General features: G+C 70.6%; 21 protein-coding genes and 1 tRNA gene. 11 read left to right on the top strand and 11 right to left on the bottom strand.

Annotated elements, in window-relative coordinates; all coding sequences use genetic code 11:
• Positions 1-14 precede the first annotated feature (14 nt).
• Positions 15-2,732, top strand: a complete 2,718-nt coding sequence (gene acnA, locus VEA62_RS02775) for an aconitate hydratase AcnA (RefSeq protein ID WP_324818091.1) — start codon at positions 15-17, stop codon at positions 2,730-2,732.
• 64 nt (positions 2,733-2,796) lie between these two features.
• Here the strand turns inward: acnA and VEA62_RS02770 are convergent, their stop codons facing one another.
• From VEA62_RS02770 to VEA62_RS02760, 3 genes are all read right to left on the bottom strand, one after another.
• The gene (locus VEA62_RS02770; RefSeq protein ID WP_324818088.1) at positions 2,797-3,132 is read right to left on the bottom strand and encodes a hypothetical protein; all 336 of its coding nucleotides are present in this window, start codon (positions 3,130-3,132) and stop codon (positions 2,797-2,799) included.
• Between the two features lie 143 nt (positions 3,133-3,275).
• Complete coding sequence (locus tag VEA62_RS02765; protein ID WP_324818086.1) at positions 3,276-3,806, bottom strand: hypothetical protein; 531 nt, start codon at positions 3,804-3,806, stop codon at positions 3,276-3,278.
• A 92-nt stretch (positions 3,807-3,898) separates the two neighbouring features.
• Entirely contained in the window at positions 3,899-4,771 is an 873-nt protein-coding gene (locus tag VEA62_RS02760) for an isoaspartyl peptidase/L-asparaginase family protein (RefSeq protein ID WP_324818082.1), read from the bottom strand.
• A gap of 105 nt (positions 4,772-4,876) precedes the next feature.
• On the opposite strand from VEA62_RS02760, the gene VEA62_RS02755 reads away from it, so the two are divergent.
• Positions 4,877-5,878 (top strand): NADPH:quinone oxidoreductase family protein, encoded by a 1,002-nt coding sequence (locus VEA62_RS02755; protein WP_324818079.1) that lies wholly within the window; start codon positions 4,877-4,879, stop codon positions 5,876-5,878.
• On the opposite strand, the gene VEA62_RS02750 is transcribed toward VEA62_RS02755, so the two are convergent.
• On the bottom strand, positions 5,875-6,273 hold the full coding sequence (locus tag VEA62_RS02750; protein ID WP_324818076.1) for a YkvA family protein: 399 nt from the start codon (positions 6,271-6,273) through the stop codon (positions 5,875-5,877). The two genes, VEA62_RS02755 and VEA62_RS02750, sit on opposite strands and share 4 nt — an antisense overlap.
• Positions 6,274-6,327: 54 nt before the next feature.
• Here VEA62_RS02750 and VEA62_RS02745 point away from each other — a divergent pair, with 54 nt between their 5' ends.
• The 5 genes from VEA62_RS02745 (at position 6,328) to lpdA (ending at position 11,381) form a co-directional block, all read left to right on the top strand.
• Positions 6,328-7,110 carry an SDR family NAD(P)-dependent oxidoreductase gene (locus VEA62_RS02745; RefSeq protein ID WP_324818073.1) on the top strand — a complete coding sequence of 261 codons (783 nt, stop codon included), beginning with the start codon at positions 6,328-6,330 and terminating at the stop codon, positions 7,108-7,110.
• Between the two features lie 130 nt (positions 7,111-7,240).
• Positions 7,241-7,315 (top strand) — tRNA-Gly (locus VEA62_RS02740).
• Between the two features lie 163 nt (positions 7,316-7,478).
• A complete protein-coding gene (locus VEA62_RS02735; protein WP_324818071.1) occupies positions 7,479-9,308 on the top strand; it encodes a PAS domain-containing sensor histidine kinase in 1,830 nt (609 codons plus the stop codon).
• Between the two features lie 72 nt (positions 9,309-9,380).
• Positions 9,381-9,863: a hypothetical protein gene (locus VEA62_RS02730; protein WP_324818069.1), complete on the top strand. Its 483-nt coding sequence runs from the start codon at positions 9,381-9,383 to the stop codon at positions 9,861-9,863.
• A gap of 99 nt (positions 9,864-9,962) precedes the next feature.
• A complete protein-coding gene (gene lpdA / locus VEA62_RS02725) occupies positions 9,963-11,381 on the top strand; it encodes a dihydrolipoyl dehydrogenase (RefSeq protein ID WP_324818066.1) in 1,419 nt (472 codons plus the stop codon).
• On the opposite strand, the gene VEA62_RS02720 is transcribed toward lpdA, so the two are convergent.
• The 4 genes from VEA62_RS02720 to fsa all read right to left on the bottom strand — a co-directional run bounded on the left by VEA62_RS02720 (position 11,378) and on the right by fsa (position 14,653).
• Positions 11,378-12,295, bottom strand: coding sequence for a retroviral-like aspartic protease family protein (locus VEA62_RS02720; protein ID WP_324818062.1), 918 nt, complete (start codon positions 12,293-12,295; stop codon positions 11,378-11,380). The two genes, lpdA and VEA62_RS02720, sit on opposite strands and share 4 nt — an antisense overlap.
• Before the next feature lie 69 nt (positions 12,296-12,364).
• The gene (locus VEA62_RS02715; protein ID WP_324818060.1) at positions 12,365-13,294 is read right to left on the bottom strand and encodes a tyrosine recombinase XerC; all 930 of its coding nucleotides are present in this window, start codon (positions 13,292-13,294) and stop codon (positions 12,365-12,367) included.
• Positions 13,276-13,977, bottom strand: a complete 702-nt coding sequence (locus VEA62_RS02710; RefSeq protein WP_324818057.1) for a DUF484 family protein — start codon at positions 13,975-13,977, stop codon at positions 13,276-13,278. Before VEA62_RS02710 ends, VEA62_RS02715 begins: the two co-directional genes overlap by 19 nt.
• Positions 13,978-13,999: 22 nt before the next feature.
• Positions 14,000-14,653: a fructose-6-phosphate aldolase gene (fsa, locus tag VEA62_RS02705; protein WP_324818055.1), complete on the bottom strand. Its 654-nt coding sequence runs from the start codon at positions 14,651-14,653 to the stop codon at positions 14,000-14,002.
• Between the two features lie 120 nt (positions 14,654-14,773).
• Between fsa and VEA62_RS02700 the strand changes: the two genes are divergently transcribed.
• On the top strand, positions 14,774-16,936 hold the full coding sequence (locus tag VEA62_RS02700) for a primosomal protein N' (RefSeq protein WP_324818053.1): 2,163 nt from the start codon (positions 14,774-14,776) through the stop codon (positions 16,934-16,936).
• Positions 16,937-17,266: 330 nt separating this feature from the next.
• Here the strand turns inward: VEA62_RS02700 and VEA62_RS02695 are convergent, their stop codons facing one another.
• From VEA62_RS02695 to VEA62_RS02685, 3 genes are all read right to left on the bottom strand, one after another.
• Positions 17,267-18,106: a glutaminyl-peptide cyclotransferase gene (locus VEA62_RS02695; protein WP_324818165.1), complete on the bottom strand. Its 840-nt coding sequence runs from the start codon at positions 18,104-18,106 to the stop codon at positions 17,267-17,269.
• Positions 18,107-18,108: 2 nt separating this feature from the next.
• On the bottom strand, positions 18,109-18,951 hold the full coding sequence (locus VEA62_RS02690) for a TerC family protein (protein WP_324818052.1): 843 nt from the start codon (positions 18,949-18,951) through the stop codon (positions 18,109-18,111).
• Between the two features lie 94 nt (positions 18,952-19,045).
• Positions 19,046-19,912, bottom strand: coding sequence for an endonuclease/exonuclease/phosphatase family protein (locus tag VEA62_RS02685; protein WP_324818050.1), 867 nt, complete (start codon positions 19,910-19,912; stop codon positions 19,046-19,048).
• A 254-nt stretch (positions 19,913-20,166) separates the two neighbouring features.
• Between VEA62_RS02685 and VEA62_RS02680 the strand changes: the two genes are divergently transcribed.
• Genes VEA62_RS02680 through VEA62_RS02670 form a run of 3 tightly spaced genes read left to right on the top strand, consistent with a single transcriptional unit; the run spans position 20,167 to position 23,228 of the window.
• A complete protein-coding gene (locus tag VEA62_RS02680; RefSeq protein WP_324818048.1) occupies positions 20,167-20,721 on the top strand; it encodes a F0F1 ATP synthase subunit delta in 555 nt (184 codons plus the stop codon).
• Between the two features lie 59 nt (positions 20,722-20,780).
• On the top strand, positions 20,781-22,316 hold the full coding sequence (gene atpA / locus VEA62_RS02675; RefSeq protein WP_324818045.1) for a F0F1 ATP synthase subunit alpha: 1,536 nt from the start codon (positions 20,781-20,783) through the stop codon (positions 22,314-22,316).
• A 33-nt stretch (positions 22,317-22,349) separates the two neighbouring features.
• A complete protein-coding gene (locus VEA62_RS02670) occupies positions 22,350-23,228 on the top strand; it encodes a F0F1 ATP synthase subunit gamma (RefSeq protein WP_324818042.1) in 879 nt (292 codons plus the stop codon).
• Positions 23,229-23,253: the final 25 nt, after the last annotated feature.

The raw sequence follows: 23,253 nt of genomic DNA, 5'->3' as shown, positions 1-23,253 counted from the left end.
GAGGAACCTCTCCCATGCCGTCGATCGACAGCTTCAAGACCCGTCAGGATCTCTCCGTCGGGCGCAAGAAATACGCCTATTACAGCCTTCCGGCCGCCGAGGAAGCGGGCCTGGCCGGGATTTCCCGCCTGCCGCGCTCGATGAAGGTGCTGCTGGAGAACCTGCTGCGCAACGAGGACGGCGTCTCGGTCACCGAGGCCGACCTGCGCGCCGTCGCCGCCTGGATCGACAACAAGGGCTCGGTCGAGCACGAGATCGCCTTCCGCCCGGCCCGCGTGCTGATGCAGGACTTCACCGGCGTGCCGGCGGTGGTCGACCTGGCCGCCATGCGCGACGCCATGTCGAAGCTCGGCGCCGATCCGTCGAAGATCAACCCGCTGAACCCGGTCGACCTGGTCATCGACCACTCGGTCATGGTCGACCATTTCGGCGACGGCAAGTCGTTCGAGCGCAATGTCGAGCGCGAATACGAGCGCAACATCGAGCGCTACAACTTCCTGCGCTGGGGCTCGTCGGCCTTCAACAACTTCCGCGTCGTGCCCCCGGGCACCGGCATCTGCCACCAGGTCAACCTTGAGAACCTGGCCCAGACCGTCTGGACCGCGGCCGAGGGCAAGGCCACCCTGGCCTACCCCGACACCGTGGTCGGCACCGACAGCCACACGACCATGATCAACGGCCTGGCCGTTCTCGGTTGGGGCGTCGGCGGCATCGAGGCCGAGGCGGCCATGCTGGGCCAGCCGATCCCGATGCTGATTCCGGAAGTCATCGGCTTCCGTCTGACCGGCGCCCTGCCGGAAGGCGCCACCGCCACCGACCTGGTGCTGACCGTCACCCAGATGCTGCGCAAGAAGGGCGTGGTCGGGAAATTCGTCGAGTTCTTCGGCCCGGGCGTGACCAGCCTGACCATCGAGGACCAGGCCACCATCGCCAACATGGCCCCGGAATACGGCGCCACCTGCGGCTTCTTCCCGGTCTCGGCGGCGACGATCTCGTATCTGACCGCCACGGGCCGGGACAAGGCGCGGGTCGCCCTCGTCGAGGCCTATGCGAAGGCGCAGGGTCTGTGGATCGACGAGAGCTCGGAAGACCCGGTCTTCACCGACGTGCTCGAGCTGGACATGGCCGCCGTCGTGCCGTCGCTGGCCGGTCCCAAGCGACCGCAGGACAAGGTCGAGCTGACCGTCGCCGCGCCATCGTTCGAGACGGCCCTCACCGAGGTGTTCAACCGTCCGGTCGACGCCCCCCGCGTCGCCGTGGAAGGCGAAACGTTCGATCTCGGCGACGGCGACGTGGTCATCGCGGCCATCACCAGCTGCACCAACACCTCCAACCCGTCGGTGCTGATCGCCGCCGGCCTGGTGGCGCGCAAGGCCCACAAGCTGGGCATGAAGGTCAAGCCGTGGGTCAAGACCTCGCTGGCCCCCGGCTCGCAGGTGGTCACCGACTATCTGACCGCCGCCGGCCTGCAGGACGACCTGGACGCCCTGGGCTTCAACCTGGTCGGCTACGGCTGCACCACCTGCATCGGCAACTCGGGCCCGCTGGCCGAGACCATTTCGAAGGCGATCAACGACAACGGCCTGGTCGCCACCAGCGTGCTTTCGGGCAACCGCAATTTCGAGGGCCGGGTGAATCCGGACGTCCAGGCCAACTATCTGGCCTCGCCGCCGCTGGTCGTGGCCTACGCCCTGGCCGGTTCGATGCGGATCGACATCTCCAGGGATCCGGTCGGCAAGGACAAGAAGGGCAAGGACGTCTTCCTGAAGGACATCTGGCCGACCTCGGCCGAGATCGCCGCCATCCAGAAGAAGTCGGTCACCCCGGCCATGTTCGCCAAGCGCTACGCCGACGTCTTCAAGGGCGACAAGCACTGGCAGGGCATCAAGGTCGAAGGCGGCCAGACCTACGCCTGGGACGACGCCTCGACCTATGTGCAGAACCCGCCGTACTTCGAAGGCATGTCGATGGAGCCGGCCCCGGTCGCCGACATCGTCGAGGCCCGGGTGCTGGCCATCTTCGGCGACTCGATCACCACCGACCACATCAGCCCGGCCGGTTCGATCAAGAAGACCTCTCCTGCGGGCCATTATCTGACCGAACACGGCGTCGATGCGCTGGACTTCAACTCCTACGGCGCGCGTCGCGGGAACCACGAAGTGATGATGCGCGGCACCTTCGCCAATATCCGCATCCGCAACCGGATCACGCCGGACATCGAGGGCGGGGTGACGAAACATTTCCCGTCGCAGGACGTCATGTCGATCTACGATGCCGCGATGAGGTACCAGTCCGAGGGCCGGCCGCTGGTGGTGTTCGCGGGCAAGGAATACGGCACCGGCTCGTCGCGCGACTGGGCGGCCAAGGGCACCCGCCTGCTGGGCGTCCGCGCGGTCATCGCCGAGAGCTACGAGCGCATCCACCGCTCCAACCTGGTCGGGATGGGCGTCGTGCCGCTGCAGTTCAAGGCCGAGGGCTGGACCCGGCTGGGCCTGACCGGCGAGGAGATCGTCACCATCCGCGGCCTGTCGGACGCCAATGTCGGCCGGCTGCGTCCGCGTCAGGACCTGTGGGTCGAGCTGTTCCGCCCGTCGGACGGCAAGATGGCCCGCTTCCCGGTCCGGTGCCGCATCGATAACGCCACAGAGATGGACTACTTCAAGGCCGGCGGCGTCATGCCCTATGTGCTGCGCAACCTGGCCCGCGGGCCGGAGGCGATCGCCGCGGAGTAGGACTGTCGCGGGACGAGACGATTGGGGCCGGCGGAGCGATCCGCCGGCCCTTTTCATGGCGCGGTCAGCGGGCCGCGATCACCCGATCGCACAGCCGTTCGCCGAAGGTCTCGGCGGCCGCGGTGCGGCGGTCGGTCAGGTCGTCGCCGGTCAAGGGCAGGTCGGCGCGGATGGGGTAGCGGGCGATGACCCGGCCGCGAGCGTCGTGCAGGTCGACGGAGCCAGGCAGGCGCACCCGGCCGTCGTCGGCGATCAGGTCGCCGTTGCGGTCGAGGGCGTGGATGAAGACGACGGCCTTGACCGGCCGGCGCCCGTCGAAGCATGCGGCCGCGCCGTTGCGGAAGGCGGGGACGAAGGCGTCGGAGAAGGCGTCCGGCGGATTGTAGAAGGCGCTGCGCACCTCCACCGCGTCGATGAAAAGATCACCGGCGAGGGCGGGATCGAGGGCGATCTCCGTCGGCGGATCCCCAGAAGTCGGCGGCGCAGGCGGTCAGGCCGAAGCCCGACAGGATCGCGGCGAGGGCGAGCAGACGGGCCTTCAACTCAGCCCTCCGTCGCGTTGTGCGGGCCCCGGTCGCGCGGGTTGCGGCCGAAGGCCTGTTCGCAGACCGAGCGGCCAAACTCCTCCGACGCCATCATCTGCCGGTCGCCGAACAGGCCGGCGATGCGGCCGCCGGCGGTGGTCGCCACGGTGATCGGGAAGCGGCCGACGACGAGATTGCCGCGGCCCGGATCGACGAATTCGACGGTACCCTCAAGCGTGTGCATGCCCTGGCCGTTCAGCAGCATCTCGACGCGGCCGGCGCGGTCGAGGCGGTCGACGTGAATGCGAACGTCGATCGGGGCCGTGCCGTACATGCAGCGGCTGAGTTCCTCGCGGACCTCCTCGGAGAAGGTGTCGGAGAAGTCCTCTTCCGCGTCCAGCCAGCCGCTCGACACGGTAATCGAGCCGACCTGGGCGGTTTCCTGCAGGCCCGGCGGCAGATCGATCGGGGGACCGCCCTCGATGACCGGAGCGCAGGCCGAGACGGCGACCAGGGCGGCGGCGGCCGCGGCGGCGAATAGCGACTTCATCGGCGGGTTCCCTCTTGTTCCCGTGACGCTTAAGCCAGCGCCGCCGTGAACGCTGGATGAACCAGGTTCTCCCGAAGATTAATTCGGCGCAATCAGCGGCCGAACACCTCGACCCCGATGTCGCCGGCGGGGGTGAGCCAGGCGCGCTTCATGCCCTGGCTGTTGTAGGGCTGGGCGATGTTTCCCTCGCGGTCGAGCGCGATCAGCCCGCCGTCGCCGCCCATGCCGCCGATATCGTCGATGACCGCCTGCGCCGCCTCCGCCAGCGATTGTCCGGCCTCCACCCGCCACGCGACGCGGGCGCAAGCCACGGCGCGGATGAAGTATTCGCCGGTGCCGGTGGCCGACGCCGCGACCCGTCCATCGGCCCAGCAGCCCGCGCCCGGGAGGGGCGTGTCGCCGACCCGGCCGGGCATCTTGCCGAACACGCCGGCGGTCGAGGTGGCGGCGGCCAGCCGGCCCTGGCTGTCGAGGGCGCAGCAGCCGACGGTGCCGTGCGACAGCCTGCCCTTCGGCGGGTGATTGTCGTCGCTCTGGCCGGCATGGGTGAACCAGGCCGGTTCGTCGCCGATGGCGTCCATGCCCTGGTCGGCGGCGAACAGGGCCGCGCCCTCGCCGGCCAGCATGACGTGCGGGGTGTGCTCCATCACCGCCCGCGCCACCCGGACCGGATTGCGGAAGCCCTGCAGGGCGGCGACGGCGCCGGCGGCGCGCGTCGTCCCGTCCATCAGGCTGGCGTCCAGCTCATAGGCGCCGGCCAGATTGGGGCTGGCGCCGCGCCCGGCGACATAGAGGCCCGAGTCCTCAAGCATGACGGTCGCCTCGACCACGACGTCGAGGGCGGAGGCGCCCGCGTCGAGCCGGGCCTTCATCGCCTCCACCACCTCGCGCATGTGCGCGGCCTCGCGGCTGTAGTCCGTGCCGCGACGGGCGCCGGCGCCGCCGTGAAGGATGAGGGCCGTCATGCGTGGTTGGTCTCCGGATCACCCTTCCAAAGGGGCGTGGGGCTGATTAGCGTCAGACACGAACGCGCGCCACGGGGGCGGCGGTCCCGACGGAAAGAAGTTTTCATGCGCGCAGTCCTGTCCAGGGCCCCCGGCGGCCCCGAAACCCTGGTGGTCGAGGAGGTGCTCGATCCGCGCCCGATGAAGGGCGAGGTGGTCATCGAGGTGAAGGCCGTGGGGGTCAACTTCCCCGACACCCTGATCATCGAGGACAAATATCAGTTCAGGCCGCAGCGCCCCTTCTCGCCCGGCGGCGAGGTGGCCGGCGTGGTCGAGGCGCTGGGCGAGGGCGTCACCAACCTCCGCAAGGGCGACCGCGTCATCGCCGTGCCCGGCTGGGGCGGCATGGTCGAGCGGCTGGCGGTTCCGGCCAACTCCGCGATGAAGATTCCCGACGAGATGGATTTCAACACCGCCGCTGCCCTCGTCATGACCTATGGCACCTCCTACTACGCGCTGAAGGACCGGGCCCAGCTGAAGGCGGGCGAGAGCCTGCTGGTGCTGGGCGCGGCGGGCGGCGTGGGCGTCGCCGCGGTCGAGCTGGGCAAGGCCATGGGGGCGCATGTGATCGCCGCCGCCTCGACCAACGACAAGGTCCAGTTCGCGCTGGAGGCCGGGGCCGACAACGGTCTGATCTATCCGTCCGGCAAGATGGACAGGGCGGCGCAGAAGGAGCTGTCGGGCGAGTTCAAGCTGGCCTCGGGCCGCGACGGCCCCGATGTGGTCTATGACGCGGTCGGTGGCGACTATTGCGAGCCGGCGCTCCGGGCGATGGACTGGAACGGCCGCTATCTGGTGGTCGGCTTCCCGGCCGGCATTCCGTCGTTGCCGCTGAACCTGACCCTGCTGAAGTCGGTGTCGGTGATCGGGGTGTTCTGGGGCGCGGCGGTGATGCGCGATCCGGCCGCCCACGCCGCCAACATGGCCGACCTGTTCCGCTTCTGGAGCGAGGGGAAGATCAAACCCCGCGTCAGCCGCACCTTCCCGCTGGAGCGCGCCCACGAGGCCATCCAGGCGCTGGGCGACCGGGCGGTGATGGGCAAGGTGGTGGTGACCGTCGAGAGCTAGTCCTGGCGCAGCCGTTCCAGAGCCTGCGCCGCCTGATCCTTGTGGCGGCGCTTGATGTTGGCCCCGAGGGTGGCGATGAGGGCGGTGATGACGGCGGCGTCGTCGGTGAAGCCGATGCCGGCGAAGATGTCGGGGATGGCGTCGATGGGCAGGACGAAATAGGCCAGCGCCCCCAGCATGACGCCCTTGGCCGCGGCGGGGGTCTCCGGATCGCGGGCGGCGAACCACACGGACAGGGCTTGTCCCGCGAACGGTATCCGCGACGCCGTACGCCGTATTTTGGGCCAGAAGCCCTTCTGGACGCGCACCTCGTTGACCTTCTGAACCGACGGCACGACGGCGCGCGAGGGGTCGAGGGCCTCGTCGGGCGTGATCGGTTTGGCTTTGACGGACATGGCGGCTAAACCCCCGGCCGAAACTCAGGTTCAGACAAGATAGGGGCTCGCGCCATGAAACTCGACAGCAGCATCGCCGCAGTGGTCACCGGCGGCGCCTCCGGCCTCGGCGAAGGCACGGCGCGGGCGATCGCGGCCACCGGCGCCAAGGTGGCCCTGTTCGACCTCAACGAGGAGGCCGGCGAGCGCATCGCGGCCGAGATCGGCGGCGTCTTCTGCAAGGTCGACGTCACCGACGACGCCTCCGTCGCGGCCGGTTTCGAGAGGGCCCGCGCCGCGCACGGCCAGGAGCGGCTGACCGTCAACTGCGCCGGCATCGCCACGGGCCAGAAAACCGTCTCGCGCAAGAAGGACACCGGCGAGATCCGCGCCCACGACATGGCCGCCTTCGAGCGCACCGTGCGGGTCAACCTGTTCGGCACCTTCCGCGTTCTGTCGCAGTCGGCGGCGGGCATGGTCACGCTGGAGCCCATGGCCGACGGCGAGCGCGGCCTGATCGTCAACACCGCCTCGGTGGCGGCCCAGGACGGCCAGATCGGCCAGGCCGCCTATTCGGCCTCCAAGGGCGGCGTCTACGCCATGACCCTGCCGATCGCCCGCGATCTCGCCCAGGAGGGCGTCCGCTGCAACACCATCCTGCCCGGCATCATGTGGACGCCGATGATGGCCGGCATGGACCAGAAGATCCAGGACGCCCTGGCCGCCGCCATCCCGTTCCCGAGCCGCCTCGGCACGCCCGCCGACTACGCCTCGCTGGTGCTGGAGCTGGTCCGCAACGTCTACATCAATGGCGAATGCATCCGGCTTGACGGCGCGATCAGACTGGCGCCGCGCTGACGCGCGGGTGGGCTGCGCGCAGGCGCTATGGCTCGCGACGCGGTCGCTCGCCGCCTGAGCGCCGATTTTTGCGACGGGGGGCTTGCGAGGGATCGGGCCTTCCCGCTATACGCCCGCCTCCGACTGAAGTGCGGGCGTAGCTCAGTGGTAGAGCACAACCTTGCCAAGGTTGGGGTCGAGAGTTCGAATCTCTTCGCCCGCTCCAGTCGACCCAGGAAGCCCGGTCCCCGCGACCGGGCTTTCTTGCTTTCCGGCCCCTTCCGTTCCGCCAGTCGCCTTGCCGGGGAAAGGGGGCTGTTCCGGTTCGCCGTTTGCAGGGTATCCGGAGAACGGCGCCACGGGGCGCCAGAACGGGACAGTCGGGGCGCATGTTTCTGGAAGGCCAGGTCAACTGGGTGTGGGTTCTGGGCGGTCTGGCGGCCGTCGGATGGGTCGTCGGCCTGATCGGCCTGTGGCTGGCCGCAACCAACCGCTCGCGGCACGTCAACGCCTCGGACCAGCTGGATCTGGTGCAGCGCGTGGCCGAGGATTCGCAGAAGCGGCTGTTCGAAACGCTCAACGCCATTCCGGTGGCCCTCGTCGAGACCGACCGGCAGGGCAAGTTCGTCTTCGCCAACCGCGCCGCCCACCAGCTGCTGGGCCGCCGCGACGCCGAGCTGATCGGCCTGCGTTTCCATTCCGCGACCTGGGGCATCACCTTTCCCGACGGCCGGCCGATCCCGCCCGACCTGCTGCCCAGCGCCCGCGCCCTGCGCGGCCAGACGGTGAAGGGGTTCCAGCACCTGCTGGCCAACCCGGCCTCGCGCCGCAAGATGCTGGTCTCGGTCACGGCCATGCCGATCGAGAACGAACTGGGCCAGATCACCGGCTCGACCGCCGCCATCGTCGAGACCGAGGGGCTGATGACGCCGGAGCCGGCGGCGCCCGAGCCCGCCTCGCCGGGCGACGAGCTGACCCGCCGGGTGTTCGACGCCGCCTCCAGCGCCCTGGTCGTGGTCGGCGCCGACGGGCGCGTGCGCGAGGCCAACCGGACGGCCCTGCTGGTGCTGGGCCGGGAGACGGCGGACGGCGACTTCGCCGATCTGTTCCTGGACGAGGACGAGCGGTCCGAAGGCCGCCAGGCCCTGCGCGCGGGCCTCGCCGCGCCCGCCGGAGAAGCCGAACCGATCGTGTCGCGCCGCGGCGCCGCCGAAGGCATCCGCTGGTCGATGCTGCCGCTGACGGACGCCGACGGACGGATCGACGCCCTGCTGCTGGCCGGCGAGCGCGCCGATTCCGCGCCCGCCGTGGTCGAGGTCGCGGACCCGGCGGCGATCCACGCCGCTGAGGGCCGGGCCCCTGACGCGGCGCCCCCCAACGCCGTGACGCCCGACGCCGTGACCGACGACTCCCTGCGCGAGGAGGCGGAGGCCGCCCGCGCCGCGGCCGCCGAGGCGCTGGCCGCCGCGGCCGCCGCCCGCGCCGAGGCCGAACAGGCCCGCGCCGCCGCCGAACGCGTCCGCGCCGAGGCCGAGGCCGAACTCCAGGGCGGGCGGCGGATGGAGAGCGTCGGCCGGCTCACCGGCGGGCTGGCGCACGATTTCAACGCCGTGCTGGGCGTGATGACCGGGGCGCTGGACATGATGCTGAGGCAGGCCGACGACCCCGCGCGGGTGCGGCGCATCGGCCAGGCGGCCCTGGCGGCGGGGCAGAAGGGCGAACTGCTGACGCGGCGCCTGACCGCCTTCTCGCAGGGCGACGACGAGCCGGTGCTGCGGATCATGGACGCGGGCGTGCTGCTGCGCGGCCTGGAGAGCCGCCTGCGCGAGCTGGCCGGGCCCGGCGTCGACCTGATGATCGAGGGGCCGGCCGAGGCGGCGCCGGCGCGCCTCGATCCCGTGGCGTTCGAGGGCGCGGTCAAGGCGCTGACCCGCAACGCGGTCGAGGCCGTCGAGGGCCAGGGCTCGGTCGCGGTCCGCCTCGAGGCCCTGCTGGAAGGGGGCCTGCGCCTCAGTGTCCGCGACAGCGGTCCGGGCATGGATCGCGACCTCGCGGCGCGGGCCGTGGAGCCCTTCTTCACCACCCGGGAGGGTGCGGCCGGGCTGGGCCTGTCGCAGGCCTACGCCTTCGCCCGCCAGGCCGGCGGGGTTCTGTCGATCGACAGCCAGGCCGGCCAGGGCGCCGAGGTATCCATCACCCTGCCCGCCGCGACCGCCTGACCGTCCGGACTCCGAGCGCTGGCGCCGCCAGCGCAGCGGTGTAGAATGGTTAACGGCTGTGGGAGGTCGATCATGAAGCTGTTGCGGTTCATCGTGGTGCTGGCGGTCCTGGCCTACGCCGGCTGGCTGGCGTGGCCCTTCCTGTCGCCGTTCATCGAAGGCGCGTCGTCGGGCGCCGCGACCCTGCGCGCCGGCGCGCAGGCCCAGGGCGGCGGCGAGCTGTTCGGATTCCTTCCGGCCTGGGCGCTGTGGGCCGGGGCCATCGGCCTGTACGTGATCTCCGCCCTGATGCTGGGGGCGGGCAATTCGAAGGCCGTCGTGGCCTATTTCCTGGCCTTCCTCGCCGACGCCGCGCTCCGTCTGGCGCTGGACCAGCAGGGCGAGGCCGCCGCCCGCGCCGGGCCGGCCACCCTGTCCGCGCCGGAAGCCGCCTCGGGATTGCCGATGGACCCGCTGTGGCTGACGCTCGGCGTGCTCCTGGTGCTGGGCGTGCTGGTGATGGTCGCCGGTCGCCGCATCCGCCGCGCGCGCATTCCCGGGCAGTTCGCCTACTAGGGCGAGCCGGAGCGCCTATATCGGTTCCGACGGTTGACGCGCCCCGGCGCGCCGCTAGGTTCCGCGCGCTCCCCCGCGCCCAGATGAACGAGAGACCCCATGGCCGAAGCCGCATCCCCCAGCGCCGCGTATGACGTCGTCATCATCGGCGGCGGGCCGGGCGGCTACAACGCCGCCATCCGGGCCGGCCAGCTGGGACTGAAGGCCGCCTGCGTCGAGATGCGCGACACCCTGGGCGGCACCTGCCTGAACGTCGGCTGCATGCCGTCGAAGGCCCTGCTGCACGCGTCGGAACTCTACGAGATGGCGGGCAAGGGATTCGCCGGTCTCGGCATCGAGGTCGGGACGCCGAAGCTGAACCTGGCCCAGATGATGGGTCAGAAGGCGGACAGCGTCGGGGCCCTGACCAAGGGCATCGAGTTCCTGTTCAAGAAGAACAAGGTCGAGTGGGTGAAGGGCCGCGGGCGGATCGCCGGGCCCGGGCAGGTCGAGGTGACCGCCGCCGACGGCTCGAAGAGTCTTCTGGCCGCGAAGAACATCGTCATCGCCACCGGCTCCGAGCCCACCCCGCTGCCGGGCGTCGCCTTCGCGGACGGCAAGGTGGTGGATTCCACCGGCGCCCTGTCGCTGCCGGCCGTGCCGAAACAGCTGATCGTGGTCGGGGCGGGCATCATCGGCCTGGAGCTCGGCTCGGTGTGGCGCCGGCTGGGGGCGCAGGTGACGGTGGTCGAATACCTCGACCGGATCACGCCCGGGATGGACGCCGAGGTGGCCAAGGCCTTCCAGCGCGCCCTGACCAAACAGGGCATGGTTTTCAAGCTCGGCTCGAAGGTGACCGGGGCGAAGACCTCGAAGGAGGGCGTCGATCTGACCATCGAGCCGGCCGCCGGCGGCGCGGCCGAGACGCTGAAGGGCGACGTGGTGCTGGTCGCCATCGGCCGCCGTCCCTACACCGAGGGACTGGGACTGGAGACGGTCGGCGTCCAGACGGACAAGCGCGGCTTCGTCGCAGGCGATCACTTCAAGGTGGCGGACGGCGTCTGGGTGATCGGCGATGTGACCCATGGCCCGATGCTGGCGCACAAGGCCGAAGAGGATGCGGTGGCGGTGATCGAGCTGATCGCCGGCAAGGCCGGGCACGTCGACTACGATCTGGTGCCGAGCGTGGTCTACACCACGCCGGAGGTGGCCTGGGTCGGCAGGACCGAGGACCAGCTGAAGGAGTCGGGCGTCGCCTACCGGAGCGGAAAATTCCCGTTCACGGCCAACAGCCGGGCCAAGATCAACCACGAGACCGAAGGCTTCGTGAAGGTGCTGGCCGACGCGGCCACCGACCGTATTCTGGGCGTCCACATCCTCGGTCCGCAGGCGGGCGAGATGATTGGCGAGGCCTGCGTGGCCATGGCCTTCGGCGGCTCGTCCGAGGACATCGCCCGCATCTGCCATCCGCACCCGACCCGCTCGGAGGCTGTCAAACAGGCGGCGATGGGCGTCGACAACTGGACGATGCAGGCCTAGGCGGGAGCCGGGGCGGCGGGCCTCCGCAGGCCGCGGAAGGCCATGCGGGAGCGGCCGTAGTCGAGCGTCACCTCGCGGAAGCGATAGAGAAGGTCCGCGCCGATCAGCAGGGCCGGCCGCTCGATCAGCTCCAGCACCTGGAAGGCGTGCAGGTCGGCGAACAGCAGGGGGGTCGGCCCGAGCCGGTGCGGGCCCAGCCGCAGGTCGCGGACCCGGCCGCTGGCGGCGGCGAGAATCTGGCCGGTAACGCCGTAGACGGTGGTCCGCTCCAGCCCGGCCGGATCGCCCCCGACGGCGGCGAGCAAGGCCAGGTTGCCGATCGAATACTGGGCCCCGGTATCGACGAAGACGTCGATCTCGCGGTCTTCCGCGAAGCCGGTCAGGATCAGGGCGCCGTAGCGGCCATGCCGGGCCGGGCGCTCCTGGCTGCGCAGCCGCGTCGCGCGATGGCCGGCCGAGCCGACCGCCACCACGTCCGGGCCGGAGGGCGTCAGCTGAACCCGGCGGGCGGCGATGTCGAGGTCGAGGCGGAAGCGGCCCAGCACGTCCAGACCCAGCAGACCGTCGGCGGCGAGCACCGACCGGGGAAACACCGGCGCCTGGAGATCCTCGATCCTGCGGCGGCCGACGCCGAGGCGTTCGATGTGCACGGACGGGGCGAGCTGGGCCGCAGTCAGGCCGTGAACCAGCAGCGGCGGTCGCGCCGGCAGGTTCCAGGCTTGGGCGAGGTCCTCGGAAATGACGGTGCGGCCGGCGCCGGTGTCGAGCACGAAGACCGCGCCTCTGCGGCCGTTTATGGTCACGCGCAGGGCCATGCGGGTCAGCAGGTTGGCCAGCAACCGGGGCTCGGCCTCCCCGGACTCCTGGCTCAGGGCCGGCCCGGCGGCCAGCAGGCCGGCCAGGCCCAGCATCATGCCGCGCCGGTCCAGAAAAGCGATCGAACCGTCCGTCAGAGCCGCCTCCCCGCGTTCCGCCGGGCCAGTCTAGGCGCGGGGATGGGCCGATGCATAGGCGTCGAGCAGGCGGGCGGCGTCGACGGCGGTGTATTTCTGGGTGGTCGACAGGCTGGCGTGGCCGAGCAGTTCCTGAATCGAGCGCAGGTCGGCGCCCGCGCCGAGCAGGTGGGTGGCGAAGCTGTGGCGCAGGGCATGCGGCGTGGCGCTGGCGGGCAGGCCGAGCCGGCCACGCAGCCGCTGCACCGTGGCCTGGACGTGGCGGGGACTGAGAGGCCCGCCGCGGCGGGCGCGGAACAGGGCGTCGCCCGGCTCAAGCGGGAAGGGCTGGAGGGCGAGGTAGGCGTCGACGGCCTCGCGCACCGCGGGCAGCACCGGGGCCAGACGGGTCTTGCCGCCCTTGCCGGCGATGCGCAGGGCCTCGGGCAGGGGGGCGTCGGCGCGGGTCAGGGACAGACCCTCGGAGATGCGCAGGCCGCAGCCGTAGAGCAGGGTCAGGACGGCGCGGTCGCGGGCCGCCTCCCACGGCTCGGCATCGGGGTCGGCGCCGGGCTCGTGCATCAGGCCGCGGGCCTGATCCTCGCTGACGGGGCGGGGCAGGGAAGGTTTGACCCGCGGGCCTCTGACCAGGGCGAGCTGGGGCGCGGGCACGCCGCAGCGGCGGTCGAGGAAGGCGTGGAAGGTGCGGACCGCCGACAGGGTCTGGCTGATCGAGCGAGCGTTCAGCGGCCTGTCGCCGGAGCGGCGTTCGGCGAGGTGGGCGCGCAGTTCGGCGGGGGTGACGGTTCCCAGCCCCGCCATGGTCGGGGCCTCGCCCCGGTGATGCTGCAGGAAGGCGAGGTAGTGGCGACCGATGTGGCCATAGGCCTCGATGGTGCGGGGCGACAGGCGTCGCTCGTGGGCCAGGTGCTCCAGCCAGGCGGCCAGCGCCTCGTCTGCGGTCAGCTGAGGATGGGCCATCGTTCGGCCGTGCGCTCGACCACCCGGGCGATGAAGGCGACTAGTTCGCAGCCCATGGTCGGGGTGAAGCCATCCTCCTCGGGCGAGCCGAAGGTGCACAGGGCGGGTCGGGCGCCGGCGTCGTCGCCGGGAAAAACGGGGGTCATGCGGATCAGGGCGACGGACTTCACCTCGTCCTCGACCGCGCCGAACAGGTTCAGGCCGTCGAAATTGGGGCCGAGCCAGGTCAGGCCGTGCTCGCCGAGCAGCTTGTCCACTCCGCCGGCTTCGAGCGACTTCCAGCCGAACGGCACGGTTCCCGGCTTCTCCAGGGCGATGGCGGCGCCGGCGAGGCCGAAACGGCCCTGGGCCACGGCGTCGAGGCGGCGGGCGAGGTCGGAGGGGTTGCGCGCCTCCATCAGGTCCAGCGCGGCGACGTGGGTCTGGGTCTGGGCGGCGAAATTGGCGCGGGCGACGGCCTCGATGCGCTTGCGGGCGTCGGCCTCGCGCTCGGCGGCGGCCTCAAGCCGCGTCAGGGCGGCGCGGCCGAACTCGACCACGTTGCGGCCGTGCGGCTTGAGGCCGATCTCCTCCAGCAGGGAGCGATCGTCGAGCAGGGTCTGGGGGTGGGCCTGCAGCCAGGCGCGGATTTCGGGCCAGTGAGGCTCGGAGGGCTCCGAAGAGAGGTCAGGCGATACGCTCACAGACCTCTCCTCGAGGCGTCATTCAGAGAATGGACTGGCCGGTCTTGCCCCAGTCCGCCAGGAAGGCATCAAGCCCCTTGTCGGTTAACGGGTGCTTGACCAGGGCCTTGAAAACGTCGGCCGGGATGGTCGAGGCGTCGGCGCCGGCGACGGCGGCGGCGGAGACGTGGCCCGGATTGCGCAGGCTGGCGGCGAGGATCGCCGTATCGAAGCCGTGCACGTCGTACAGCACCCGGATCTCCTCCAGCAGCGCGACGCCATCGGCGCCGACATCTTCGAGGCGGCCGACGAAGGGCGAGACGAAGGTGGCGCCGGCCTTGGCCGCCAGCATGGCCTGGGCGGCGGAGAAGCACAGGGTGACGTTGGTCTTGATCCCCTTGTCGGCGAAGGCGCGGGTGGCGCGCAGGCCGTCCCAGGTCAGGGGCAGTTTGACCACGACGTTGGGGGCGATGGCGGCGAGCTTGTCGCCTTCCTTGACCATGGTCTCGAAATCGGTGGCGACGGCCTCGGCGGAGATCGGACCCTCGACGAGGGCGCAAATCTCGGCGATGACCTCGGCTATGTTGCGACCGGATTTGGCGATCAGCGAGGGATTGGTGGTGACGCCGTCCACCATTCCGGTGGGGACCATGTCCTTGATGACGGCGACGTCGGCGGTGTCGAGGAAGAGTTTCATGGCGGGGGTGTTTAAAGGGCTTGGAGGCGAAGCGCGAGCCCCTAACCCCTCCACCATCCATCGCCTGCGGCTCCGGATGGTCCCCCTCCCCATTCCTTCGGAACGGGGAGGAGACGCGGAATGAAAGTCGCCTCCGTTCTGATTCCGCTGCCGGTGCCGGAGGCCTTCGACTACGAGGTTCCGGAGGCGATGGCGCTGGCGCGGGGCGATCAGGTGGCCGTGCCGCTGGGGCCGAGGCTTATGCGGGGCGTGGTCGCCGAGGTGCGCGAGACGACGGGCTCGAACCGGCGGCTGAAGGCGGTGGAGCAGGTGCTGGACGATCCGCGCCTGCCCGAGCGGACCGTGGACTTCGTGGAATGGGCCGCGCGGTGGACGCTGAGCGCCCCGGGGGAGATGGCCTCGGCGGCGCTGAAGGGCCTGCGGGCGCCGCGGCCCCGGCCCGAGCGGCGGGTGCGGCGGGTCGGGGAGCGGGTTCCGGCCAAACTGACGGCGGCGCGGGCGGCGGTGCTGGAGGCGCTGGGTGATCGGGCCATGTCGGGGCCCGATCTGGCGCGGGCGGCGGGGGTCTCGTCGGGGGTGGTCAAGGGGCTGGTCGAGGAGGGCGTGCTGGAGACGGTGGAGATCGAGGCGGTCGCCGCCTTCGACCCGCCCGACCCGGATCATGCGCCGGCGACGCTGAACGCGGACCAGGCCGCGGCGGCGGAGGCGATCGCGGCGGCGACGGCGAAGGGCGGGTTCGCGCCCTTCCTGCTGGACGGGGTGACGGGGTCGGGCAAGACCGAGGCCTATCTGGAGGCGGCGGCGCGGACGCTGAAGGCCGATCCGGCGGCCCAGATCCTGATCCTGCTGCCCGAGATCGCCCTGACCCAGGCCCTGATCGAGCGGATCGCGGCGCGGTTCGGGGCGGCGCCGGCGGAGTGGCATTCGGGGGTCGCCCCGCCGCGGCGGCGGCAGGTCTGGGAGGCGGTGGTCGCCGGGCGCTGCAACATCGTGGTCGGGGCGCGGTCGGCCCTGTTCCTGCCCTACGCCAACCTGCGGCTGCTGGTGGTCGACGAGGAGCACGACGGCTCGTTCAAACAGGAGGAGGGGCTGGTCTATCACGGCCGCGACCTGGCCGTGGCGCGGGCGCGGATCGAGGGGGCGACGGTGGTGCTGGCCTCGGCCACGCCGTCGCTGGAGACGTTGTGGAACGCCCAGCTGGGCCGCTACGGCTGGCTGAAGCTGGAGGCGCGGCACGGGGCGGCGGTGCTGCCGCAGATCGCCCTGCTGGACCTGAGGCAGAGCCCGCCCGATCCGCAGACCTGGCTGTCGCAGCCGCTGCGGGAGGCGATCGGGGAGACGCTGGCCCGGGGCGAGCAGACCCTGCTGTTCCTGAACCGGCGGGGCTATGCGCCGGTGGTGCTGTGCCGCGCCTGCGGACACCGGCTGACGGCGCCGGACACCGACAGCTGGCTGGTCGAGCACCGCTACACCGGGCGGCTGGTCTGCCACCTGACCGGCTTCACCATGCAGCGGCCGAAGCACTGCCCGTCGTGCGGGGCGGAGGACTCGCTGGTCTCGGTCGGGCCGGGGGTGGAGCGGGTCGAGGAGGAGGTGCGGCAGCTGTTTCCGCAGGCCCGGACGGCGGTGTTCAGCTCGGACACCGTGCCCGACGGCAAGTCGGCGCGGGCGCTGATCCAGCGGATGGCCGACGGGGAGATCGACATCCTGGTGGCCACCCAGGCGGCGGCCAAGGGGCACAACTTCCCGCACCTGACCCTGGTCGGGGTGGTCGACGCCGACCTCGGCCTGAGGGGCGGCGACCTGCGGGCGGCCGAGCGCACCTTTCAGCTGCTGACCCAGGCGACGGGCCGGGCGGGGCGGGCGGACAAGCCGGGGCGGGCGATCCTGCAGACCTGGACGCCGGAGCATCCGGTGCTGCAGGCGCTGGCGGCGGGGGACCGGGACGCCTTCGTCGAGGCCGAGATGGCCGAGCGCGAGGCGGCCTCCCTGCCGCCGCACGGCCGGCTGGCGGCGATCATCCTGTCGGGCGAGAACGCGGCGGCGGTGGAGAAGGTGGCCCGCGAACTGGCCGGGTCGATCCCCAATGCCGAGCGGCTGGAGGTCTATGGGCCGGCCGACGCGCCGCTGGCCCTGGTGCGGGGGCGGCGGCGCAAGCGGCTGCTGGTCCGGGCCGACCGCGATGTGGACCTGCAGGGCTTTCTGCGGGCCTGGCTGTCGCGGGTGAAGGTCCCGGCGAGCGTGCGGCTGAACGTGGACGTGGATCCGTACAGCTTCCTGTAAGGCGGGGTTCCGCCCGGGCGAAATCCTGAAAAACAGGGTGGCGGAGTCGGCGGAGTCGTCAGGGTCTCCGAAAACAAGCGGGGGCGGAGTCGGCAGAGTCGGCATCGGAGCCGGCGCGGCGAGCCGGACCCGCCTTTGGCGGCGGGGCGGCGGGATGCGATTGTCAAAGACCGGCCACAGAGCGCGAACGGGACCATTATGCGCCCGCGGGAAGGCGTGCGCAGAAGATGGCTGTGAGAAAAGGGGATGTGGCTGAAAGGGCCGGAGGTTTTCCGTCGAACCCGACTATGATTCCGCGGATTGCCAGCACAGCGTCATGGCGACGGACGCTCAGTGCGGCCCGGTCAGGCGGATCTCGAACAGGCTGGGCCAGTTCTTGCCGGTGACGAACAGGCGGCGGCCGTCCGGGTCCCAGGCGATGCCGTTGAGGACGTCGTCCACCGGGTCCAGGCCGGTGCGGTCAGGAAGGAGGCCGGTCAGGTCGACGACGCCGGTGACCACGCCGGTCGCGGGATCGATGCGGACGATGGCGTCCTGGGTCCAGACATTGGCCCAGACCTCGCCGTCGATCCATTCCAGCTCGTTGAGCCGGGGCAGGGGCCGGCCCCGGAAGGTGACCTGGACGCGGCCGGTCTCGGCCAGGGTCGCCGGGTCGAGGAAGCGGAGGGTCGGCGTGCCGTCCGACATGATCAGCCGGGTTCCGTCGTCGGTCAAACCCCAGCCCTCGCCCCGCAGCGGGAACTCGCCGAGTTGCGACAGGTCGGCGGCGTTCCAGACGAAGCCCTTGCCGTTCATCCAGGTGAGGGTGAACAGTCGACCGCCGATCTCGGTCAGCCCCTCGCCGAACAGATCGGGAGCGAGGTCGACGCGCTGCAGCACGGCGCCGTCGTCGAGGCGCACGCGGCGGACCGTCGAGGGATGGCGGCCGGTGCTCTCGAAGAGGACGCCGTCCACATAGGCCAGGCCCTGGGTGAAGGCGCCGCGATCGTGCGGCAGGACGCGCACCACCTCGAAGCCGTGAAAGACCGGCTCGACGAACGCGGCGGGCGCCGCGGGGGGCGAGGTCTGGCCTGCCGTGGTCTGGGCCGACGGGGTCTGCGCCCATGAGGTCTGGGCGACGGCGGCGGTCGCCGTCAGCAGCAGGGCCGCGAGCGCCGCCGCCCGACGCATGGTCACACCCCCGGTTCGGCGGTTTCGGCCTTGTTGAGTTCGGCCCGGCGGGCCTCCAGGGCGGCCGCCTTCTTCGCCGCCGAGCGCCGGCCCATCATGTTGAGGCCCTCGACCAGGCCGGAGAAGGCCATGGCGGTGTAGATATAACCCTTGGGAACATGGACGCCGAAGCCGTCGGCGATCAGGACCATGCCGATCATCAGCAGGAAGCCGAGGGCCAGCATGACCACGGTCGGGTTCTTCTCGATGAAATTGGCCAGCGGATTGGCCGCCAGCAGCATGACGGTCACCGCCGCGACCACCGCGACCATCATGATCGGCACGTGATCGGTCATGCCGACGGCGGTCAGGATGGAGTCCACCGAGAAGACCAGGTCGAGCAGGATGATCTGGAAGATCGCGGCGCCGGCGTTGTTGATGACCACCGCCTTCTTGTCGAGCAGGTCGTGGTCCGACGGCGTCGGGTCGACCGTGTGGTGGATCTCCTTGGTGGCCTTCCACAGCAGGAACAGGCCGCCGGCGATCAGGATCAGGTCGCGCCAGCTGAACGAGGTCTCGAACAGGGGCGCGCCGTGCTCGATCGGCCCCTGCAGGCCGAGATCGAACACCGGATTGGTCAGGGCGACGATGACGCCGATCAGCGACAGCAGGGCGAGGCGCATGATCAGGGCCAGGCCGATGCCGATGCGGCGCACGCGGGCGCGCTGTTCGACCGGCAGCTTGTTCGACAGGATCGAGATGAAGACGAGGTTGTCGATGCCGAGCACGACTTCCATGACCACGAGCGTCACGAGCGCGAGCCAGGCGGCGGGGTCGGACAACAGGGGAATGATGGAGTCGAACATGGCGGATCCCGATCGGAAAGCTTGAGCGGAAAGCGCTAAGGGCGCGCAGCGTTCCAGGCAAGCGCCGGATGCGTCGAACCGCCGCCCTGCGACGTCAGGGCCCGACCGGAACCAGGTCCGCCACGACCGGGAAATGGTCCGAGATGACCCGGCCGCCGAAGGAGTCGGTGGGGACGGCGAACCGCTCGACCGCCAGTCCGGGACCGATGAAGACGTGGTCGATGGCGACGCCTTCGTTGTCGCTGGCGATGTCGAAGGCGTTGAAGGTGCCGGCGGGTCCGAAGTCCAGCGGGCTGACGGCGCGGGCGTCGCGCAGGCCGGAGGCGACGATGCGCGCATAGGGCGGCGTGCCGGGGCCGGTGTTGAAGTCGCCCATCAGCACCACCTCGGCGGCGGCCGCGCCCTCGACCTCGGCCGGGGCGAGGCCGGAGACCAGTTCGGCGCACTGTTCGCGGGCGACGACGCCGACGTGGTCGAAATGGGTGTTGCGGACGTCGAGCGGCCGGCCGTCACGGCGGTCGCGCAGCAGCACCCGGGTGACGGTGCGGGGGTAGGCGGCGTCCCAGCCCTTCGACGGCCGGTCGGGGGTGGGGGAGCACCAGAAGGTCTCGGCCCGCAGCCGCTCGTAGCGGTCGCGCCGCCAGAACAGGGCGGCGCTCTCGCCGGCGAGGCCGTCGTCGCGGCCGAGGCCGTAGTGGTCGTAGCCCGGAAGCCGCTCCGCCAGATACCCGACCTGATGCGGCAGCGCCTCCTGCAGGCCGAGCAGGTCCGGGTCGAGGAAGGCGATCTGCGCCGCCATGTGCGGACGGCGCTCCAGCCATGTCGGGTTGTCGGTCGGACCGTCGAAACGGATGTTGTAGCTCATCACCCGGAAGGCGGCGGGATCGTGGGCCAGGGCCGCCGGGGCGGCCGACAGGGCGGCGACGGCGGTCAGGATGGAGAGGGCGCGGGGAAGGGTCATGCCGCGATCTTCGCCTCCGCGGGCCGGCGGGCCACGTCAATTCGCGTTACGCGCCGACGGCGACGCGGGGCGTCTGCGGCGGACCGCCTCGGTTGCGGTCGGGGGGTTACGGTGCTATCAGGCGCCCGGCTGAGCCGGAGGGCGCGTCGCAAGACGTTTCACCGGCGTGCTTTCTTCAAGCATTTCAGGCCTTTGACCGGCGCGCACTCCGCCGCCGGTCGCCAACCCGAACGCTAACCCGCGCGGACCATACAGTGGCTGACGATTACAGGACGACGGAAGTCGGCGAGCGCTATGCACAGGCGCTGTTCGACCTCGCTGACGAGACGGGCGTCCTCGACGCCGTGCGCGCCGATCTGAAGTCGCTGCGCGCCGCGTGGAACGACAGCGCGGACCTGCGCCGCCTGGCCACCTCGCCGGTGATCGCGGCCGAGGACCAGCAGAAGGGTCTGGTGGCCATCGCCGACGCGGCGAAGTTCAGCGGCGTGACGCGCAACTTCCTAGGCCTGCTGGGCCAGAACGGCCGTTCGCGCGACCTGCCGGGGGTGATCGCCGGCTTCGAGGCGCTGTATGCGAAGAAGACCGGCGTGGTCGCCGCCGAGGTGGTCTCGGCCCAGGCGTTGAGCGCCGCCCAGATGAAATCCATCCAGTCCGCCCTGCGCGCCTCGCTGGGCAAGGATCCGGAAATGACCGCCCGCGTCGATCCGTCGATCCTGGGCGGTCTCAAGGTCAAGGTGGGGTCGAAGCTGTTCGACGCCTCGCTGAAGACCAAGCTCGACCAGATGAAATTCGCGCTCAAGCGCGCCTGACCCAACCCTGCGCGGTCCCGACGGGGTCGCGCTGACAAGACGATAACAGAGAGCCTGTCATGGACATCCGCGCCGCCGAAATCTCGGCCATCCTCAAGTCGCAGATCGCCAATTTCGGCGTTGAAGCCGACGTGTCCGACGTCGGCCAGGTGCTGTCGGTCGGCGACGGCATCGCGCGCATCCACGGTCTGGACAACGTCCAGGCCGGCGAGATGATCGAATTCCCGAAGGCGGGCGTGAAGGGCATGGCCCTGAACCTCGAGCGCGACAACGTCGGCGCCGTGATCTTCGGCCAGGACAACCAGATCGCCGAGGGCGACGAGGTCCGCCGTCTGGGCGAGATCGTGGACGTGCCGGTCGGCAAGGGCCTGCTGGGCCGCGTCGTCAACCCGCTGGGCGAGCCGATCGACGGCAAGGGTCCGATCCAGTTCACCGAGCGCCGCCGCGTCGACGTCAAGGCCCCGGGCATCATCCCGCGGAAGTCGGTGCACGAGCCGATGCAGACCGGCCTGAAGGCCATCGACACCCTGATCCCGATCGGCCGCGGCCAGCGCGAGCTGATCATCGGCGACCGCCAGGTCGGCAAGACCGCCGTCGCCGTCGACACCATCCTGAACCAGAAGGCCACCAACGCGGCTGCGACGTCGGAAGGCGAGAAGCTGTACTGCATCTACGTCGCCATCGGCCAGAAGCGCTCGACCGTGGCCCAGATCGTCAAGACGCTCGAGGAGCGCGGCGCCCTGGACTACACCATCGTCGTCGCCGCCACCGCCTCGGAGCCGGCCCCGCTGCAGTTCCTGGCCCCGTTCTCGGGCACGGCCATGGGCGAGTTCTTCCGCGACAACGGCATGCACGCCCTGATCGTCTATGACGATCTGTCGAAGCAGGCCGTGGCCTATCGCCAGATGTCGCTGCTGCTGCGCCGCCCGCCGGGCCGCGAAGCCTATCCGGGCGACGTCTTCTACCTGCACTCGCGCCTGCTGGAGCGTTCGGCCAAGCTGAACGAGGACAACGGCGCCGGCTCTATGACCGCCCTGCCGCTGATCGAGACCCAGGCCAACGACGTGTCGGCCTACATCCCGACCAACGTCATCTCGATCACCGACGGCCAGATCTTCCTCGAGTCCGACCTGTTCTACCAGGGCATCCGCCCGGCCGTGAACGTCGGCATCTCGGTGTCGCGCGTGGGCTCCTCGGCGCAGATCAAGGCGATGAAGCAGGTCGCCGGCTCGATCAAGGGCGAGCTGGCCCAGTACCGGGAAATGGCCGCCTTCGCGAAGTTCGGTTCGGACCTCGACGCCTCGACCCAGAAGCTGCTGGCCCGCGGCGCGCGCCTGACCGAGCTGCTGAAGCAGCCGCAATACTCGCCGCTGACGGTCGAGGAGCAGGTCGTCTCGGTCTACGCCGGCACGCGCGGCTATCTCGACAACGTGGCCATCGGCGACATCCAGCGCTTCGAGAGCGAGCTGCTGGCCCGCCTGCACTCGGCGCACGCCTCGATCCTGGACGGCATCCGCACCAAGAAGGCGCTGACGCCCGAGCTGGAAGCCGAGCTGAAGGCCGCCATCGAAGCCTTCGCCAAGACCTTCGCCTGACCTGACCTGTAGGGACTAGAAAGAGCAGCCCGAATGGCCAGCCTCAAGGAAATGCGCAATCGGATCGGAAGCGTGAAAGCCACGCAGAAGATCACGAAAGCCATGCAGATGGTCGCCGCGGCCAAGCTGAAGCGCGCCCAGGACCAGGCCGTCGCGGCCCGGCCCTACGCCGCGCGCATGGCGGCCGTCATCGCCAACCTGGCGGCCGGCGTCTCGGGCGAGGGCGCGCCGAAGCTCCTCGCCGGCACCGGCTCGGACCAGCGCCACCTGATCGTGGTGGCCTCGTCCGACAAGGGCCTGGCCGGCGGCTTCTCGTCGAACATCATCCGCGCCGCCCGCGATCGCATCAACAGCCTGATCAGCGCCGGCAAGGACGTTCGCGTCATCGCCGTCGGCCGCAAGTCGCGCGACCAGCTGACCCGGATGTACGGCGACCGGATCGTGCGGACGTTCGAGCTGTCGGAGCACAAGACCCTCGGCCTGCCCTCGGCCCAGCCGATCGCCGAGCTGATCGCCGACGAGTTCGAGAACGGCCGCGCCGACGTGGTCACCCTGTTCTACAGCCAGTTCAAGTCGGTGATCTCGCAGGTCCCGACCGCCAAGCAGCTGATCCCGGCGGTGGTGGAAGGCGGGGCCGAGCCGATCAATCTGAACGGCGCGGTCTACGACTACGAGCCGTCCGAGGAGGAGATCCTCGACACCCTGCTGCCGCGCAACATCACCACCCAGATCCTGGCTTCGCTCTACGAGAACCAGGCCGGCTTCTACGGGGCCCAGATGGGCGCCATGGACGCGGCCACGCGCAACGCCGGCGACATGATTTCCGCCCTCACCCTGCAATACAACCGATCCCGCCAGGCGCAGATCACCAAGGAGCTGATCGAGATCATCTCCGGCGCCGAAGCCCTCTGATCTGATCCTGAACGCACACGACGAC

It is taken from the genome of Brevundimonas sp., assembly GCF_035627475.1.
Classification (GTDB): domain Bacteria; phylum Pseudomonadota; class Alphaproteobacteria; order Caulobacterales; family Caulobacteraceae; genus Brevundimonas.
Note: the sequence above shows the minus strand (reverse complement) of the source record. Positions and strands in the feature narration are given on the sequence as shown.

What these genes read in the sequence shown, in the direction of transcription:
- VEA62_RS02695 (WP_324818165.1), bottom strand. Translation starts at nt 18,106, where the DNA reads ATGCGTCGGGCGGCGGCGCTCGCGGCCCTGCTGCTGACGGCGACCGCC.
- VEA62_RS02735 (WP_324818071.1), top strand. Translation starts at nt 7,479, where the DNA reads ATGTTTCTGGAAGGCCAGGTCAACTGGGTGTGGGTTCTGGGCGGTCTG.
- lpdA (WP_324818066.1), top strand. Translation starts at nt 9,963, where the DNA reads ATGGCCGAAGCCGCATCCCCCAGCGCCGCGTATGACGTCGTCATCATC.
- VEA62_RS02720 (WP_324818062.1), bottom strand. Translation starts at nt 12,295, where the DNA reads ATGATGCTGGGCCTGGCCGGCCTGCTGGCCGCCGGGCCGGCCCTGAGC.
- VEA62_RS02755 (WP_324818079.1), top strand. Translation starts at nt 4,877, where the DNA reads ATGCGCGCAGTCCTGTCCAGGGCCCCCGGCGGCCCCGAAACCCTGGTG.
- VEA62_RS02765 (WP_324818086.1), bottom strand. Translation starts at nt 3,806, where the DNA reads ATGAAGTCGCTATTCGCCGCCGCGGCCGCCGCCGCCCTGGTCGCCGTC.
- VEA62_RS02750 (WP_324818076.1), bottom strand. Translation starts at nt 6,273, where the DNA reads ATGTCCGTCAAAGCCAAACCGATCACGCCCGACGAGGCCCTCGACCCC.
- VEA62_RS02760 (WP_324818082.1), bottom strand. Translation starts at nt 4,771, where the DNA reads ATGACGGCCCTCATCCTTCACGGCGGCGCCGGCGCCCGTCGCGGCACG.
- VEA62_RS02730 (WP_324818069.1), top strand. Translation starts at nt 9,381, where the DNA reads ATGAAGCTGTTGCGGTTCATCGTGGTGCTGGCGGTCCTGGCCTACGCC.
- VEA62_RS02690 (WP_324818052.1), bottom strand. Translation starts at nt 18,951, where the DNA reads ATGTTCGACTCCATCATTCCCCTGTTGTCCGACCCCGCCGCCTGGCTC.
- atpA (WP_324818045.1), top strand. Translation starts at nt 20,781, where the DNA reads ATGGACATCCGCGCCGCCGAAATCTCGGCCATCCTCAAGTCGCAGATC.
- VEA62_RS02670 (WP_324818042.1), top strand. Translation starts at nt 22,350, where the DNA reads ATGGCCAGCCTCAAGGAAATGCGCAATCGGATCGGAAGCGTGAAAGCC.
- fsa (WP_324818055.1), bottom strand. Translation starts at nt 14,653, where the DNA reads ATGAAACTCTTCCTCGACACCGCCGACGTCGCCGTCATCAAGGACATG.
- VEA62_RS02700 (WP_324818053.1), top strand. Translation starts at nt 14,774, where the DNA reads ATGAAAGTCGCCTCCGTTCTGATTCCGCTGCCGGTGCCGGAGGCCTTC.
- VEA62_RS02685 (WP_324818050.1), bottom strand. Translation starts at nt 19,912, where the DNA reads ATGACCCTTCCCCGCGCCCTCTCCATCCTGACCGCCGTCGCCGCCCTG.
- acnA (WP_324818091.1), top strand. Translation starts at nt 15, where the DNA reads ATGCCGTCGATCGACAGCTTCAAGACCCGTCAGGATCTCTCCGTCGGG.
- VEA62_RS02745 (WP_324818073.1), top strand. Translation starts at nt 6,328, where the DNA reads ATGAAACTCGACAGCAGCATCGCCGCAGTGGTCACCGGCGGCGCCTCC.
- VEA62_RS02715 (WP_324818060.1), bottom strand. Translation starts at nt 13,294, where the DNA reads ATGGCCCATCCTCAGCTGACCGCAGACGAGGCGCTGGCCGCCTGGCTG.